Source organism: Paenibacillus alkalitolerans (assembly GCF_016482785.1).
Taxonomy (GTDB): domain Bacteria; phylum Bacillota; class Bacilli; order Paenibacillales; family YIM-B00363; genus Paenibacillus_AE; species Paenibacillus_AE alkalitolerans.
Genome location: NZ_JAEMXM010000029.1, coordinates 19,394 through 35,600 on the forward strand (window position 1 = coordinate 19,394; position 16,207 = coordinate 35,600).

At 56.9% G+C, this 16,207-nt stretch carries 17 protein-coding genes; 14 read left to right on the forward strand and 3 right to left on the reverse strand.

Features of this window, described 5'->3' with window-relative positions; all coding sequences use genetic code 11:
- Window positions 1-26 precede the first annotated feature (26 nt).
- Entirely contained in the window at window positions 27-287 is a 261-nt protein-coding gene (locus tag JET16_RS26650; protein WP_199622916.1) for a DUF2627 domain-containing protein, read from the reverse strand.
- Window positions 288-1,712: 1,425 nt separating this feature from the next.
- Here JET16_RS26650 and lpdA point away from each other — a divergent pair.
- The 4 genes from lpdA to JET16_RS26670 all read left to right on the forward strand — a co-directional run bounded on the left by lpdA (window position 1,713) and on the right by JET16_RS26670 (window position 6,663).
- Entirely contained in the window at window positions 1,713-3,143 is a 1,431-nt protein-coding gene (gene lpdA / locus JET16_RS26655) for a dihydrolipoyl dehydrogenase (protein WP_199622942.1), read from the forward strand.
- Window positions 3,144-3,210: 67 nt separating this feature from the next.
- Window positions 3,211-4,242, forward strand: a complete 1,032-nt coding sequence (locus JET16_RS26660; RefSeq protein WP_407673204.1) for a thiamine pyrophosphate-dependent dehydrogenase E1 component subunit alpha — start codon at window positions 3,211-3,213, stop codon at window positions 4,240-4,242.
- Window positions 4,243-4,245: 3 nt separating this feature from the next.
- Complete coding sequence (locus tag JET16_RS26665; RefSeq protein ID WP_199622945.1) at window positions 4,246-5,226, forward strand: alpha-ketoacid dehydrogenase subunit beta; 981 nt, start codon at window positions 4,246-4,248, stop codon at window positions 5,224-5,226.
- Window positions 5,227-5,310: 84 nt separating this feature from the next.
- The gene (locus JET16_RS26670) at window positions 5,311-6,663 is read left to right on the forward strand and encodes a dihydrolipoamide acetyltransferase family protein (RefSeq protein WP_199622948.1); all 1,353 of its coding nucleotides are present in this window, start codon (window positions 5,311-5,313) and stop codon (window positions 6,661-6,663) included.
- Here the strand turns inward: JET16_RS26670 and prli42 are convergent.
- Window positions 6,660-6,758 carry a stressosome-associated protein Prli42 gene (gene prli42, locus JET16_RS26675; protein ID WP_199622959.1) on the reverse strand — a complete coding sequence of 33 codons (99 nt, stop codon included), beginning with the start codon at window positions 6,756-6,758 and terminating at the stop codon, window positions 6,660-6,662. The two genes, JET16_RS26670 and prli42, sit on opposite strands and share 4 nt — an antisense overlap.
- Before the next feature lie 78 nt (window positions 6,759-6,836).
- Here prli42 and JET16_RS26680 point away from each other — a divergent pair, with 78 nt between their 5' ends.
- Window positions 6,837-7,976 carry a M20/M25/M40 family metallo-hydrolase gene (locus JET16_RS26680; protein WP_199622970.1) on the forward strand — a complete coding sequence of 380 codons (1,140 nt, stop codon included), beginning with the start codon at window positions 6,837-6,839 and terminating at the stop codon, window positions 7,974-7,976.
- Window positions 7,977-8,064: 88 nt separating this feature from the next.
- Here JET16_RS26680 and mciZ read toward each other — a convergent pair whose 3' ends face one another.
- Window positions 8,065-8,223: a Z-ring formation inhibitor MciZ gene (gene mciZ / locus JET16_RS26685; RefSeq protein ID WP_199622986.1), complete on the reverse strand. Its 159-nt coding sequence runs from the start codon at window positions 8,221-8,223 to the stop codon at window positions 8,065-8,067.
- A gap of 106 nt (window positions 8,224-8,329) precedes the next feature.
- Between mciZ and JET16_RS26690 the strand changes: the two genes are divergently transcribed.
- The 9 genes from JET16_RS26690 to JET16_RS26730 all read left to right on the forward strand — a co-directional run bounded on the left by JET16_RS26690 (window position 8,330) and on the right by JET16_RS26730 (window position 16,179).
- Window positions 8,330-8,896, forward strand: coding sequence for an NUDIX hydrolase (locus tag JET16_RS26690; protein WP_199622989.1), 567 nt, complete (start codon window positions 8,330-8,332; stop codon window positions 8,894-8,896).
- 9 nt (window positions 8,897-8,905) lie between these two features.
- Window positions 8,906-10,096 (forward strand): endonuclease Q family protein, encoded by a 1,191-nt coding sequence (locus JET16_RS26695; protein WP_199623200.1) that lies wholly within the window; start codon window positions 8,906-8,908, stop codon window positions 10,094-10,096.
- A 148-nt stretch (window positions 10,097-10,244) separates the two neighbouring features.
- The gene (gene spoIIM, locus JET16_RS26700; RefSeq protein WP_199623006.1) at window positions 10,245-10,877 is read left to right on the forward strand and encodes a stage II sporulation protein M; all 633 of its coding nucleotides are present in this window, start codon (window positions 10,245-10,247) and stop codon (window positions 10,875-10,877) included.
- Window positions 10,878-10,947: 70 nt separating this feature from the next.
- Entirely contained in the window at window positions 10,948-11,412 is a 465-nt protein-coding gene (gene fur / locus JET16_RS26705; RefSeq protein ID WP_199623009.1) for a ferric iron uptake transcriptional regulator, read from the forward strand.
- A gap of 137 nt (window positions 11,413-11,549) precedes the next feature.
- A complete protein-coding gene (locus JET16_RS26710) occupies window positions 11,550-12,368 on the forward strand; it encodes an SDR family oxidoreductase (protein WP_199623012.1) in 819 nt (272 codons plus the stop codon).
- Window positions 12,369-12,438: 70 nt separating this feature from the next.
- The gene (gene ald / locus JET16_RS26715) at window positions 12,439-13,560 is read left to right on the forward strand and encodes an alanine dehydrogenase (RefSeq protein ID WP_199623015.1); all 1,122 of its coding nucleotides are present in this window, start codon (window positions 12,439-12,441) and stop codon (window positions 13,558-13,560) included.
- A 70-nt stretch (window positions 13,561-13,630) separates the two neighbouring features.
- Entirely contained in the window at window positions 13,631-13,864 is a 234-nt protein-coding gene (locus JET16_RS26720; protein ID WP_199623030.1) for a DUF4227 family protein, read from the forward strand.
- A gap of 163 nt (window positions 13,865-14,027) precedes the next feature.
- Window positions 14,028-14,924: a site-specific tyrosine recombinase XerD gene (gene xerD / locus JET16_RS26725; RefSeq protein WP_233532318.1), complete on the forward strand. Its 897-nt coding sequence runs from the start codon at window positions 14,028-14,030 to the stop codon at window positions 14,922-14,924.
- 82 nt (window positions 14,925-15,006) lie between these two features.
- Window positions 15,007-16,179 carry a phosphopentomutase gene (locus JET16_RS26730; RefSeq protein WP_199623033.1) on the forward strand — a complete coding sequence of 391 codons (1,173 nt, stop codon included), beginning with the start codon at window positions 15,007-15,009 and terminating at the stop codon, window positions 16,177-16,179.
- The last annotated feature ends 28 nt before the right edge of the window (window positions 16,180-16,207 follow it).

Below are 16,207 nucleotides of genomic sequence, written 5' to 3' on the forward strand. Positions count from 1 at the left end.
TACAGAACAGCTCCGGAACCGATCGGTTACCGGCGCTGTTTTTTCTTTTCGCGGAAGCGCGGGGCGACATAATTGCGTTTGCGGTCGCGGTAAAAGATCCACCCGCCGACGAACGCGACGCCGAAGGCGAACAAGACGAGGCCGAGCGCGAAGTCGAGCCATGGAAACGCCGGAGGACCGAACGAAGCGAACACGGCGTCTTTCATTTTCAAGAAACCGTAGGTGGCGATCCACCCCGGGATAACGAGCAGGAGCACGGCGATAAAACGGGATAATTTCGAAGGCATGACATTTGTTCCTTTCGGCAGGAGTTTTGCTTTGAATATCAAAAACTATAAAGTAAGCGAATCATATGCTTCATGGACGCCAAAGCGAAATTGTTGCGATACAACCGAAGAAATTTCGCTTACACGGTGCCAAACGCCAAATTCCGGCGCTGTAACCGAAGAAACGAGACTGTCGATTGATTGTAGATACGAACTTTCAGTCAAAATTTTCGGCCATCTGCGCTGTCCTAACCGGAGAAATTCCGGTTATAGCGCTCATTTTCGGCCATCTGCGTCGTCCTAACCGGAGAAATTCCGGTTACAGCGCTCATTTTCGGCCATCTGCGCCCTTCTAACCGGAGAAACTCCGGTTACCGCGCTCAATTTCGGCCATCCGCGGTGTCCTAACCGGAGAACCTCCGGTTACAGCGCCCAATTTCGGCCATCTGCGCCCTTCTAACCGGAGAAACTCCGGTTACAGCGCTCAATTTCGGCCATCCGCGTTGTCCTAACCGGAGAAACTCCGGTTACAGCGCCCAATTTCGGCCATCTGCGCCCTTCTAACCGGAGAAACTCCGGTTACAGCGCTCATTTTCGGCCATCTGCGTTGTCCTAACCGGAGAAACTCCGGTTACAGCGCTCAATTTCGGCCAGCTGCGCCCTTCTAACCGGAGAAACTCCGGTTACAGCGCTGATTTTCGGCCATCTGCGCTGTCCTAACCGGAGAACCTCCGGTTACAGCGCTCATTTTCGGCCATCTGCGCTGTCCTAACCGGAGAACCTCCGGTTACAGCGCTCATTTTCGGCCATCTGCGCTGTCCTAACCGGAGAACCTCCGGTTACAGCGCTCATTTTCGGCCATCTGCGCTGTCCTAACCGGAGAAACTCCGGTTACAGCGCTCACTTTCGGCCATCTGCGCCCTTCTAACCGGAGAAACTCCGGTTACAGCGCTGATTTTCGGCCATCTGCGCTGTCCTAACCGGAGAAACTCCGGTTACAGCGCTCACAATGAATCGACAGCCTCGAAACTTCGCTTACACGGTGCCAAACGCCAAATTCCGGCGCTGTAACCGAAGAAACTTCGCTTACACGGTGGCATTTGAAATGGAAGACGGATATCCTTATTCCGCAATGAATCGACAGACGCGGCCAGCAGGCCTGAGATCAGTCGAGGGAGAGCAAACCGCCGCAAGACCAGCTTNTTCGCTTACACGGTGGCATTTGAAATGGAAGACGGATATCCTTATTCCGCAATGAATCGACAGACGCGGCCAGCAGGCCTGAGATCAGTCGAGGGAGAGCAAACCGCCGCAAGACCAGCTTTTCTCATTTTACCCTATCCCGCCCCTTGGAAAAAAGGTTACAATAAGACGAGAGTCTAACAAATTCATGAACGGCTCGGCGGAACATAGAATAAGAGTAACGTTACTTACGGAGGACAAGCCATGAATCATACATACGATATCGTTGTGTTGGGCGGCGGCCCGGGCGGGTACGTCGCGGCGATCCGCGCGGCTCAGCTTGGCAAGAAGGTAGCCGTAGTCGAGAAAGCGGCTCTCGGAGGGACATGCCTTCACAAAGGCTGCATCCCGAGCAAAGCGCTGCTGCGAAGCGCCGAAGTGTTCGCCACGTTGAAGCAAAGCGAACAATACGGCATCCGCATGCAGGGCGAGGCGGAGCCGGTCATTGACTTCGCGCGCATCCAAGAGCGGAAGAAGGGTATCGTGGACGAACTTCACCGCGGCGTGCAATTTTTGATGAAGAAGTACGGCATCGCCGTCGTGCAAGGAACGGGAAGGCTCATCGGGCCTTCGATCTTCTCTCCGCGCAGCGGAGCGGTTGCGGTGGAGACGCCCGACGGAGAGACGGTGACGCTCGTCAACGAGCGCGTCATTATAGCGACGGGATCGCGTCCCCGCACGCTGCCGGGGTTGACGCCGGACGGCGAATGGGTGCTTACTAGCGACGAGGCGCTGGAGCTTGAACGGCTGCCGCAATCGATTGTGATTGTGGGCGGGGGCATTATCGGCGTCGAATGGGCGTCCATGTTGGCCGACTTCGGCGTGGCCGTCACGCTGATTGAAGCCGCCGACCGGCTGCTGGCCGCCGAGGACGAAGATGTGGCGCGGGAGATGGCGGCGGCGCTTCGGAAGCGCGGCGTGGAAATCTTGACCGGAACGAAAGTGGGTCCGGACTCGCTCCACAAGCGAGCCGGAGAGGTGCGCCTTGAGGCGGAGGGGCCGAACGGGCCGCGCGAGCTGAAAGCCGAGCGCATCCTCGTTGCGGTCGGACGGGCCCCTAACGTCGAAGGGATCGGACTCGAAAACACGGACGTGGTCGTCGAACGGGGCGCGATCCGCGTGAACGGCTGGATGCAGACGAGCGAGAACCACATATACGCGATCGGCGACGTTGTCGGAGGCATGCAGATGGCTCATGCCGCAAGCCATCAAGGGATCGTGGCGGTGGAGCACATTTGCGGGACGGCCGGGCATCCGTACGATGCTTCGTACGTTCCCCGCTGCGTGTTTTCCAGACCCGAAGCCGCCTCGATCGGCATGACGGAGGCGGAGGCGCGCTCAGCCGGCTTGAGGGTGAAGACGGCGAAGATGCCTTTCCGCACGATCGGCAAGGCGCTTGTGTACGGTGAGAAGGACGGGTTCGTCAAGGTCGTTGTGGATGAAGAGCGCAACGATATAGTCGGCGTACATATGATCGGGGCGAAAGTGACCGAATTGATCGGCGAAGCTTCGCTTGCGAAGCTGCTGGACGCAACGCCTTGGGAGCTCGGTTCGGCGATCCGTCCGCACCCGACGTTATCCGAAGCGCTGACGGAAGCCGGCCTCGCGGTTGACGGACGGGCGACCGGATTGTAAGATGAAGCCATGCAATACTTTTATGACCTGGTCATAATACCCGGTCCTAAGGAGGGGTTTCACTTTGATTGACGAGAAGAAGTTGAAAACCGAACAGGCCAAGCACATTCAACTAGGTTTGAGCGATAACGACGTATTGTCGATGTACAAGTCGATGCTGCTCGCCCGCAAATTCGACGAGCGGGCGTTGGTGCTGCAGCGCTCCGGCAAAGCGCCTTTTCACGTCTCCGGCATCGGCCAGGAGACCGCCCAAGTGGCCGCCGCTTACGCGCTTCGGCCGGGGCGGGATTTGTTTTTCCCCTACTATCGGGATTACGGTTTCGTATTGTCCGTGGGCATGACCGTGCGCGAGCTGATGCTCTCCTTGTTGTGCAAAGCGGAAGATCCGAACAGCGGAGGCCGGCAGATGGTCGGGCATTTCGGCTGCAAGCGATTGAATATTTTTACGGGCTCCAGTCCGGTGACGACGCAGGTTCCCCATGCTGTCGGAGCGGCATTGGCCGCGAAGATGCGCGGGGAGGAAAGCGTGGCGTTCGCGACGTTCGGCGAAGGTTCGAGCAATCAGGGCGACTTTCATGAAGGCTGCAATTTCGCCGGCGTTTTTAAATTGCCGGTAATTCTCATGTGTGAAAACAACCGTTACGCGATTTCCGTTCCCGAACATATGCAGGTGGCGGGACGCATCGTGGACCGCGCGGTCGGTTACGGGTTTCCCGGCGTTCGAGTGGACGGCAACGATGTCCTGGAAGTATACGCAGCCGTTAAAGAAGCGCGCCAGCGCGCGCTGGCCGGAGAAGGGCCGACGTTGATCGAAGCGATGATGTACCGGTTGGCGCCGCATTCGGCGGCGGATAACGATTTGTTATACCGGACGAAAGAGGAAGTCGAGGAGCACCGCCGCAAAGACGGCATACCTCGCTTTAAACAATATTTAGTGGAATGCGGACTTTTGGACGATGCCCGGGAAGAGGCGTTTCTCGCCGATATCGCTGCGGCGATTCAGGAAGCGACGGATTATGCCGACAAAGCGCCGTATCCGGCGCCGGAAGACACGATGCTTTACGTTTACGGCGATGAGCGCAAGGGAGGCGGAGCGTAACCGATGGCGGTAATGAAATATTTAGAGGCGATACGATCGGCCATGACGGAGGAGATGGGCCGCGACGACCGCGTGTTCGTGCTCGGCGAGGACGTCGGCAAAGGCGGCGTTCTCAATGCGACGAAAGACATGCGGGATTTATACGGCGCCGCGCGCGTATTGGACACTCCTCTTGCCGAGTCCGCGATTGCGGGCGTGGCGATCGGCGCGGCGATGCACGGCATGCGTCCGATTGCGGAGATGCAGTTTGCGGATTTTATTTTCCCTGCAACAAACCAAATTATTTCCGAAGCGGCGAAAATTCGTTACCGTTCGAACAACGACTGGAACTGCCCGGTCGTTATCCGAGCTCCGTACGGGGCGACCGGAGGCGGTTCGCTTTATCACTCTCAGTGCCCCGAGTCCGTATTTTTCGGTACTCCGGGATTAAAAATCGTAGCCCCGGCCACCCCGTACGATGCGAAGGGACTGCTGCTCGCTTCCATTCGCGATCCGGATCCGGTGTTATATTTCGAGCATAAGAAATGTTATTTGGCAGTATCCGGAGAGGTGCCGGAAGGCGATTATACGGTGCCGATCGGGAAGGCCGACGTGAAGCGGCAAGGAACGGATATTACGGTAATAACGTACGGCATGACGCTGCATTTCGCTTTAAGCGCGGCGGAGTCGCTGGCGAAAGAAGGCATCAGCGCGCACGTGCTAGATTTGCGGACGCTGCAGCCGTTGGACAAAACGGCGATATTGGAAGCGACGGCGAAGACGGGCAAAGTGCTGATCGTGCACGAAGACAATAAGACAGGCGGCATCGGTGCGGAGGTTTCCGCCATTATCGCGGAAGAGCTGCTGTACGATTTGGATGCGCCGATCATGCGGTTATGCGGAGCTGACGTGCCCGCCGTCGGCATGAGCCCGACGACGGAGAAGTTTTTCCTATTAAGCGAGGATAAATTGAAAGAAGCGATGCGCAGCTTGGCCCAATATTGATGTGGCCTTAGCTGCCGTTTCGATCGAGCAAAGAGGCAACCGAAGGTTGTCCGCGAAGATAGTGTCGCAGCAAGGAGGATACGTATGAGCGAAACGAATACGAATCATCGAGGGGCTGTTCCCGTTACCGTTCCGCATCTGGCGGAAAGTTTGGTTTCCGCGACAGTCGGCAAATGGATGGTCAAGCCCGGGGATACCGTTCGGCAGTACGACGTGATTTGCGAGCTCGTCACCGACAAAGTGACGACCGAAATGCCGTCGCCGGTCGAAGGCGTGGTGACGGAGCTGCTCGTTGCGGAAGGTGCGGAAGCGGCAGTCGGCGACCCGATATGCTTGATCGCCCAGAGCGGCGCCGCGCATGCCGCCGGCATCGGAGGCGGCATGGAACGCGATGGAACAAGCGCCGAGCAATTGCAGACGGCTGCGGTCGCGCAAGCTCAGTCCGTCAACGAACAATCGATGCGTCCGAGGTATTCCCCGGCCGTGCAGATGCTGGCGGCCGAACACGGCATCCGGCTCGACGATGCGCCGATCCGCGGCACCGGTATCGGCGGCCGCATTACGAGGAAGGATATTCTTGCATACATAGAAAGCGGGGCCGCTGCCGCCACGCGGCGGCAGCCTCAGACGCAGCAACCGCCGGTTCCCGCTGCCGAGGCTCTTCAGCCGGTTCGCACAAGCGGGCTGCACCTGTCCGAGGAGCCGCGCATCCCTTCGATCGAAGTGGAGCACGGCGACAACCGGGAGTATTTCATAGACGTCACTCCGGTGCGAAACGCCATCGCGAGAGCGATGCGCCAGAGCGTAACGGAAATCCCGCACGCTTGGACGATGATCGAGGTCGATGTGACGAATCTCGTCAACCTGAGACACAAAGTGAAGGAAGAGTTTCTCAAGCGCGAAGGCGTCAACATCACGTACCTCGCATTCTTGTTGAAGGCCGTCGTCGGCGCCATCAAGGACTACCCGATCATGAACTCGGTTTGGGCGGTCGATAAAATCATCGTAAAGCGCGACATCAATGTTTCGTTGGCGGTAGGTACGGAGGAAAGCGTGCTGACGCCGGTCATCCAACAAGCCGACCGGAAAAACGTCGCCGGACTCGCGCGCGAAATCGACGAACTTGCCCGGAAGACGCGCGCCGGCAAGCTTACGCTCTCCGACATGCAGGGCGGGACGTTTACGGTGAACAACACCGGTTCGTTCGGTTCGGTGCTCTCTTATCCGATTATCAACTATCCGCAGGCGGCCAATCTCACGTTCGAATCGATCGTGAAGCGGCCGGTAGTGATTAAGGACATGATCGCGGTTCGTTCGATGGCGAATTTGTGCTTGTCGCTGGACCACAGGATTTTGGACGGCGTCATCTGCGGCCGGTTCCTGCAGCGGGTGAAGGAAAACCTCGAGAGCTTCGATGAAACGACGAACCTGTACTAGGAAACTACGAATTGAATGCTTAGCAAAACGGTCGACAACAACATCGAAAGCAGCATGACCCAGATTACGATTTTAAACCAAAGCTTGTTACCCATGATTGCGGTCTCCTTTTCGTTAAGACAAACTGACAATATCCACTATTGTACCGCATTCTATTATCAGGAGGGAACCGTATGGTCCAACAGCAGCGCTTGATCGACGAATTTTTCGAGCTCGTCCGCACGGACAGCGAAACGAAGCATGAACGGCAGATTTGCGATTTATTGATACGCAAATTTACCGAACTCGGCCTGACCGTGTTCGAGGACGATACGGCGGCCCGTACAGGCCACGGTGCGGGAAACTTGTTTGCGGCGTGGGCAGCGACCTCCGGGATGGAAGACGTGGCGCCGGTGCTTTTCACGTGCCACATGGACACCGTCGCACCCGGCAAAGGTATTCAACCGCGCGTTGACGACGACGGTTATATCCGAAGCGACGGCACCACCATTCTCGGCAGCGACGACAAAGCCGGAATTGCGGCTTTGTTGGAAGCGATCCATGTTGTCAACGAGAAGGGAGTGCCGCACGGCCACATTCAATTCGTCATCACGTCAGGCGAAGAGAGCGGACTTGTCGGAGCGCGCGCGATGGACGGAAAGCTGCTTGATGCGAAATACGGCTATGCTCTTGACTCGGATGGGAAGATCGGCATGATTTGCGTCGCCGGTCCGTGCCAGCGGAGAATGATTTACACCGTAACCGGGAAAGCGGCTCATGCAGGGGTCAATCCGGAGGACGGAGTCAGCGCCATTACGGTTGCGGCGAAAGCGATCGCCCGCATGCCGCTCGGACGCGTCGACCGCCAAACGACGGCGAATATCGGGCGTTTCCAAGGCGGCGGCGACACGACCAATATCGTCGTGGATAAGGTTGAAATTTTTGCGGAAGCGCGTTCTCTCGTTCAAGAGAAGATGGAGCGCCAGGCGGCGACGATGATGGAAGCGTTTGAATCCGTCTGCGCCGAATACGGAGCGAAGGTGGATTACAAAGAAGTGTTCTTTTACCCGGCGTACAGATTCGATGAAACGGCTCCGGTCGTACAGGTGGCGATGGACGCGTTTGCGTCGCTCGGCATTGAAACCGGCATGTTCGATTCCGGCGGCGGCAGCGACGCTAACATTTTTAACGGGCTGGGCGTTCCGACGGTAAACTTGGCCATCGGGTACGAGCACATCCACACGACGAAGGAGCAAATCCGGGTGCAGGACTTAGTTGATGCGGCGAGAGTCGTAGTCGCGATTATCGAGGAGTCCGTGAAGGTTAAATCATAACAATTGACGCCCGCTCTCCATGCGGTTACGCGGAGGCCGGGCGTTTATCATACGATGCAGGCGCCGATTCGGCTTTTATGTGTCTCACTTATTTTGCTAACGAAGACGCAGCCGATCGGCGCTTTAACACATCGGCGACGGTCGTCCCCGGCAAGTTTTCCTGCTGCGCCAAGCGGCGCACACGATGGCGTATTTCCCACGCTTTGCCGACGAATCGCACTTCCTTTTTGCCCCAGTAGCTTTTCATAAACTATCCGCCTCCGCTGCCCGTTTTCGATTTCGTATAATCACTTATGTTCGTATAATCAACTTATGAAAGTATGGGACAAGTTATGACGGGGAGGATATTTAACATGAATCGGATCAACGAGCCGACCGTAAGCACGAAACAAGTATTCGAAGGAAAGATCATATCGCTCCAGGTGGACGAAATCGAGCTTCCGAACGGGGCGAAAGCGACGAGGGAAATCGTGAAGCATCCCGGCGCTGTCGCCGTTATAGCCGTCGTAGACGGAAAACTGCTCGTAGTGGAGCAATACCGGAAGCCGTTGGAACGGTTCCAGGTGGAAATTCCCGCAGGCAAGCTCGAACGAGGCGAAGACCCGGCGGACGCGGCGAAGCGGGAGCTTCGGGAAGAGACCGGCTACTCGTGCGAATCGGTGAAGCTGCTGCACTCGATCGCGACGTCTCCAGGCTTTGCCGATGAAGTGATTCATATTTATGCGGCGGATGGGCTTCAGTCCGGGGAAGCGGAGCCCGACGAGGATGAATTTTTGAACGTCGAGGCATTGACGATGGAAGAAGCGGAGCGCTACGTTGCCGAGGGGCGCATATGCGATGCAAAAACGCTGCTCGCGCTCTACGCTTGGAAGCTGTACCAAGTTACGGGCGAGTGGGGAACCTCCACTTCGCGCAAATAAGGAGAATATATCAGAGTGAGAACGTATTATGCGGATTTGCATATTCATATCGGGCGGACGGAAGCGGGACAAGCGGTAAAAATAAGCGGCTCGCGCGATCTTACGTTTTACAACATCGCGAGGGAAGCGTCTTTGCGCAAAGGCATAGACATTGTTGGTATCATCGACTGTCAGTCGCCCGCCGTGCAGCACGAAATAGAGCGGTATCTCGATCAAGGCGAGATGACGGAGCTGACCGGAGGAGGCATCGCATACAGGAACACCACCGTGCTTCTCGGCAGCGAGCTGGAGGTGAAAGACCCCGGTTTCGGCCCGGCGCATTTGCTGATATTTCTTCCGACGCTTTCCGCGATGAAAGATTTCACGGAATGGCTCAAGCGGTACATGAAGAACGTAAACCTGAGCTCCCAGCGCGTTTACGTTTCCGCCCGTAAGCTGCAGGAAGAGACGGTGGGACGGGGAGGCATCGTCATTCCCGCGCATATCTTTACGCCTCACAAGAGCTTGTACGGGAGCTGCTGTTCGCGCATGTCCGACATTCTCAACCCGGAAGACGTGGCAGCGGTAGAGCTCGGATTAAGCTCCAATACCGAAATGGCGGAGGCCGTTCCCGAGCTCGCCGCATTCCCGTTCGTCACGAATTCGGACGCTCACAGCTTAGGCAAGATCGCGCGTGAGTACAACGCGATCCGGCTCTCGGAGCCGACCTACGAGGAGGTCGTCAAGGCGCTGCGCGGCGAAGGAGAGCGGCTGCTCGAAGCGAATTACGGTCTTGAACCGCGGCTCGGCAAATACCACCGCACGTATTGCGCAACGTGCGACGCCATTCTTGCCGACCTGCCGGGCGAAGCCGCGGATCATACGTGTCCGTCGTGCGGCGGGACCAAAATCGTGCGGGGCGTGTTCGACCGCATCGCGGGACTAAGCGCCGGCGAGCGGCCCGTCGTCGCGAACCCGGCGCGGCCCCGTCCGCCCTACCGCAATCAAGTGCCGCTGGAGTTCGTGCCCGGGCTCGGACCGAAAAAACGGGATGCGCTGTTTGAGGCGTTCGGAACGGAAATGAACGTCCTTCACCGCGCAACGGTGAATCAGCTTGCCGAAGTGGTCGGCGAAGAGCTAGCGGCGGTTATCGAAGCCGCCCGCAGCGGACGATTGGGCGTAACGTCCGGCGGCGGCGGAAAATACGGCAAGCTGGGATAATCTCTGACAATCTCTCAATTCCGTCATAGTTTCGTCTCTGAAATCATAATGTTAGAAAGTGACAGCGAGTCACTAAGGGACAAGCAAAAAGAGGCAACCGAAGGTTGCCGCGAAGGAGACACCGAAGCAAGGAAGGAGAGACTCCGCGATGCCCAGCGTGTTTCGGATTTATTCCAAAGAACAGCTGCCGCTGTACATGTTCGTTTGCGTGCTCTTTATTATGGGGGTCGTCTTCGGCGCATTGCTTGTGAATGCGCTGACGCTCGAACAAAAACAAGAGGTGAGCCAGTACCTCAGCACGTTCTTGCAATCGCAGACGGAAGAGGCCGTCCGGGCGAAGCCTGTATCGCCGCTGGAGTCGTTCGGAGTTCATTTTAAATGGGTATTCCTCATATGGCTTCTCGGTTTGTCCGTCGTCGGCATGCCGATTATTCTGATTCTCGATTTTTTAAAAGGCGTTCTGATCGGGTTTACGGTCGGATATTTGGCGGGGCAGTGGTCGTGGAAGGGAATGCTGTTCGCGCTTGCCTCCGTGGCTCCGCAAAATTTGATCGTCGTCCCTGTCATCATCATTTGCAGCGTTACCGCGATAACATTTTCGTTCCTGCTGGTAAGAAACCGCTTGTTACAACGAACCGGTCCCGTCGGAAGGCCGTTTGCCGCGTTTTCCCTAACATCCCTTACGTTGTGCGGCTTGCTGTTCGGCGCAGCTTTATTCGAATGCTATGTCTCGCCGATTCTTCTTCAATGGGTTGCCCCTATGGTTCTTGGAGATGTTTGACTTGACGTCTCCGCTCCCCCTATAATGATTGATAGACAAGAATGGACACCGTGTGAGGGGGGGACTCGACATGGAGGCGCGCATTGAAAAGATCAAAGGACAGCTTCAATCGCAGGGATATAAGCTGACGCCGCAGCGGGAAGCGACCGTGCGTGTTCTTCTGGAGAACGAAGAGGACCACTTAAGCGCGGAAGACGTGTTCATGCTAGTGAAGGACAAGGCTCCCGAAATCGGTCTTGCCACCGTATACCGCACTCTGGAATTGTTGAGCGATCTGCACGTCGTCGAGAAGATGAACTTCGGCGACGGGGTTGCCCGCTACGATTTGCGCAACGACAGTACCCGCCATCATCATCATCATCTGATCTGCGTTCAGTGCGGAGCGGTTGACGAAATTATGGAAGACTGGCTCGGCCCGTTGGAGGAGAGGCTGGATAAGGAATTTCGGTTTACCGTGCTCGATCACCGCCTTGATTTCCAAGGCATTTGCCATCGATGCCGCGACAAGGGAGACCAGCATACAGCGGATAAGTAACAGCACTCCTTGGGTTAAGAGGAGTGTTTTTTGCGTGTTTGGCTGACCGATGGTCGAAAAAGCGCTTCTACATATTTTCGTGACAGCACGGCATCCTAATTTCATCCACAACATTCTTCAAAGGGGATGAAACATCGATGGCATTGTTTACGGCGGAGAAACAACCGGTCGCGGCCAAGCGGCGATTGGAGGGCAAGACGGCGTTCGTCACGGGTGCGGGATCCGGGATCGGCAAAGCGGCCGCCATGAAATTGGCGGGCGAAGGCGCCAAAGTATGCCTTGTCGATTTGAAGGAGAACAACGCGGAGAAGGTAGAGCGCGCAATAAGAGAAGCGAACGGAGAGGCGCTGGTGACCGATACCGACATATCGGACCCGAAGCGGGTCGAGGAAGCGGTTCGCGCGGCGGCGGACAAGTTCGGCGGCATCGACATCGTGTTCGCGAATGCAGGCATTAACGGCACGCTCGCGCCAATTGAGGATTTGACGGCCGAACAATGGGATCATACGCTCACTACGAACTTATACGGCACGTTCTATGCCGTCAAATATGCCATCCCGTATATGAAGAAGAACGGCGGGAGCATTATCGTAACCAGTTCGATCAACGGGAGCCGCGTTTTCTCATCCTTCGGCTCGGCCGCATATGCTACATCAAAGGCGGGTCAAATCGCTTTCGCCAAGATGGCGGCGTTGGAACTGGCGCGATACAAAATTCGGGTGAACGTCATTTGTCCGGGGGCGATCAACACCGATATCGGCGAAAACACCCATAAAACGGAAGCGGTAAAGAAAATCGAAATCCCGGTGAAATATCCGGAGGGAAGCCAACCGCTGGAACATCAGGCCGGAGCGCCCGAGCAAGTGGCCGATCTTGTGGCGTTCCTTGCGAGCGATGATTCCAGCCATATAACCGGCACGGAAATTTTTATCGACGGCGCGGAGTCGTTACTGTAGTTGATATCGCCCATGCGTTCCCATGCGCTTCATGAGCAATATCAACTCTAAGCGGAAGGAGATGAAGTATATGATCGTTGGCGTGCCTAAAGAGATCAAGAACAATGAAAACCGGGTGGCGCTTACACCGGCCGGAGCGGGGATGTTAAAAGCCGCGGGCCATGACGTCCTCGTCGAGACGAATGCCGGTTACGGCAGCGGATTTGAAGACGGGGATTACGCGAAGGAAGGGGCGCGCATCGCGCCGACAGCCGACGAAGTGTGGGCGGCGGCCGATATGATTATGAAAGTGAAAGAGCCGCTTCCGGAAGAATACGGACGTTTCAAAGAGAATCAAGTGTTGTTTACGTACTTGCATCTTGCCGCGGCGGGCGATTTGACCGATGCGCTGCTTGCGAAGAAGGTATCCGCCGTAGCATACGAGACGATCCAGTTGAAGAACGGTTCGCTGCCGCTGTTGACGCCGATGAGCGAAGTGGCCGGACGCATGTCCGTACAGATCGGCGCAATGCTGCTGGAAACGTTCAACGGCGGGCGGGGCGTGCTGCTCGGCGGCGTGCCGGGGGTCCCGCCGGCGGAAGTGATTATTATCGGGGGCGGAATCGTAGGTCTGAACGCTGCGAAGATGGCTCTCGGCTTAGGTGCGAGCGTGGTCATCATCGAACGCAGCGCGGACCGGATGCGCTATATAGACGACGTGTACGGCGGGCGCATCTCGACGCTGATGTCCAATCCGTACAACATCGCCAGCGCCGTGCAGAAAGCCGATCTTCTGATCGGCGCCGTTCTCATCCCGGGCGCCCGCGCTCCGAAGCTTGTGACGGAGGAGATGGTGTCCCGCATGAAGCGCGGGGCGGTCATCGTGGACGTTGCGGTCGACCAAGGCGGCTCGATCGAAACGATCGACCGGGTGACGACGCACAGCGATCCGACGTATGTGAAGCACGGAGTGATCCATTACGCGGTCGCCAACATGCCCGGCGCGGTGCCGCGCACTTCGACTCTCGCGCTGACCAACGTGACGATGCATTACGCCCTGCAGCTTGCGAACAAAGGTCTCGCCGGCGCGATGCTGTCCGACGACGCGCTCCTGCTCGGGCTGAACACATATGCCGGGCATGTCGTGCACGAGACTGTGGCCGGTGCGGTGGGCAAGCCGTATACGCCGGCGCGCGAGCTGCTCAAGACATAAAAGCGCGGACAAGTTCATAAAATAATACCGCGCAGGCAAGACACCGGAGCAAAGGAGGCAACCGAATGTTATGATCGTCTCGCTCAGGCGGTGGTTCGAGCGCATCAAGTTTATGATCATGTTCGCGTTGTTCACCTATGTGTTGTACCATTTGTTCAGTTATGTCTCGGCATGGGTCGAGCCCCATAAATACCGCCAACCGGAAGGGCGCGCGGTGAAGGCGTTCACCCATGAAGACGTCCCCGGCTTTGATAACGGCACGTTCAAGGATCGTCTTCGTTTTTTTTACTGGTACGGCGAATGAAACGCAATGGCATCAGGCGGCGCCTGATGTCTGTTTTGTTTAAGAAGGAAAATGGCGGTTCGGCGGCGAAAAAGATTGCTGATTGAAGAGGCAACCGGAGGTTGTCCGCGAAGGTAATTACCAAATAATTGACATTTTTCCCAAAATGGGGTGTTCTGCTGTCTTGAAACAACATCTGCAATCGTTTATACATTATTTGGCGGTGGAACGCGGACTGTCGCGCAACACGCTCGACGCGTACGAACGGGATCTTACGCTGTTTATGAATTACTTAACGAATGCAGGCGTTGAATCGATCGAAGAATCGACTTCCGGCCACGTACTGCATTATTTGTCGGCGGATAAGAAAAGCGGCAAAGCGGCAGCCACGTTGTCGCGGCGGTTGGTGTCTATTAAGGCGCTGTATCGTTTCTTGACGACGGAGCGGGTGATCGGCAAAGATCCGACGGCGGCGTTCGATTCGCCTAAGCCCGATAAGAAGCTTCCTGGCGTCCTGACTCCGGATGAAGTGGACCGTCTGCTCGCGGCGCCGGCCGCCCGTACGCCGGCCGGCATGCGAGATCGCGCGATGCTGGAGCTTCTTTACGCATCCGGGATGAGGGTAACGGAGCTGTTGACGCTCGACCTCGGCAGCGTTCATACGGGGATGGGGTTCGTAAAGGCCCTAGGCAAAGGCTCGAAGGAGCGGATTATTCCGATCGGACGCATGGCGGTATCATGTCTCAACGACTACATCATGTATGGGCGCGTCAAACTGTTGAAAGGGCCACGCGCGGAGGACGCGTTGTTTTTGAACCATCTGGGGAAACGAATGACGAGGCAGGGCTTTTGGAAAATCATTAAGAAATATGCGGCTTCCGCGGGCATCGCGGCCGACATTACTCCTCATACTCTGCGTCATTCGTTCGCCACCCATCTGCTGGAGGGCGGAGCCGATTTGCGCGCAGTCCAGGAAATGCTCGGACACGCGGACATATCGACAACGCAAATTTATACGCACGTCGCGAAGTCCCGGCTTAAAGAAGTGTACGACCGGACGCATCCGCGGGCCAAGAAGTAGCCGTTTTGCATAGGCGGTTGCATTAATGAGATAATGGCGGAAGGCGGTAAAAACATCCGCGAAACCGAGGAGGATAACCGTTTTGCGTACGTTTGAACGAATATGTTTCATAGTGTTGGACAGCGTCGGCATCGGACAACTGCCGGATGCGGCGCAATTCGGAGATACAGGTTCGCACACGCTCGGCCACATCGCGCAGCGTGTGCCGTCGCTGTCGCTTCCAAATATGCGCGCGCTCGGGCTTGGAAACATTGCCGACATACCGGGCATCCCGCCGGTCGACGCGCCGGCAGGCAGCTACGCCAAGATGGCGGAAGCGTCCGTCGGGAAAGATACGATGACAGGACATTGGGAACTGATGGGGTTAAAGGTGACGATCCCGTTCCAAACGTATCCGAACGGGTTTCCCGCCAAGCTGATCCAGCAGTTCGAGAATGAGACGGGCCGCCGCGTCATCGGCAACAAACCGGCGTCCGGAACGGAAATTCTCGACGAGCTCGGAGCGGAGCAGATGAAGACCGGAGCTTGGATCGTCTATACGTCCGCGGACAGCGTATTTCAAATCGCAGCTCACGAAGAGGTCATTCCGCTAGAGGAGCTGTACGACGCTTGCCGGATCGCCCGCCGCCTGACACAAGGAGAATTCGCGGTCGGACGCGTCATCGCGAGGCCGTACACCGGGAAACCGGGAGCGTTTAAGCGGACGGCAAACCGCCACGACTACGCGGTGAAGCCTCCCGCGCCGACGGTGCTCAATCGGTTGAGGGACGGCGGCTTGGACGTGATCGCCGTAGGGAAGATCAACGATATTTTTTCGGGGGAAGGGGTCACCGAATCGCTGCCGACGAAGAGCAACGCGGACGGGATCGAGAAGACGATCCTAACGATGAAGCGGCCTTTTCGCGGATTGTGCTTTACAAACCTCGTCGATTTCGATTCCTTGTACGGCCATCGGCGCGATCCGCAAGGGTACGCGGCCGCGTTGGAGGAGTTTGACCGCAGTCTCCCGGAATTGATGGAGACGTTGACGGAGCGCGATCTGTTGATAATCACCGCCGACCACGGGAACGATCCGACGCATGAAGGAACGGACCATACGCGCGAATATGTGCCGTTGCTCGTTTGGAGTCCGGCGCTCAACGGCCGTTCGCTCGGGGTGCGGTCCACCTTTGCGGATGCCGGGGCATCCGTCGCCGACAATTTTGGAGTGAACGGAATCGAAAACGGCAAATCGTTTATGAAGGAGCTGCAATAAGATGAGCGGGGAAGCTATAGCGGTATCG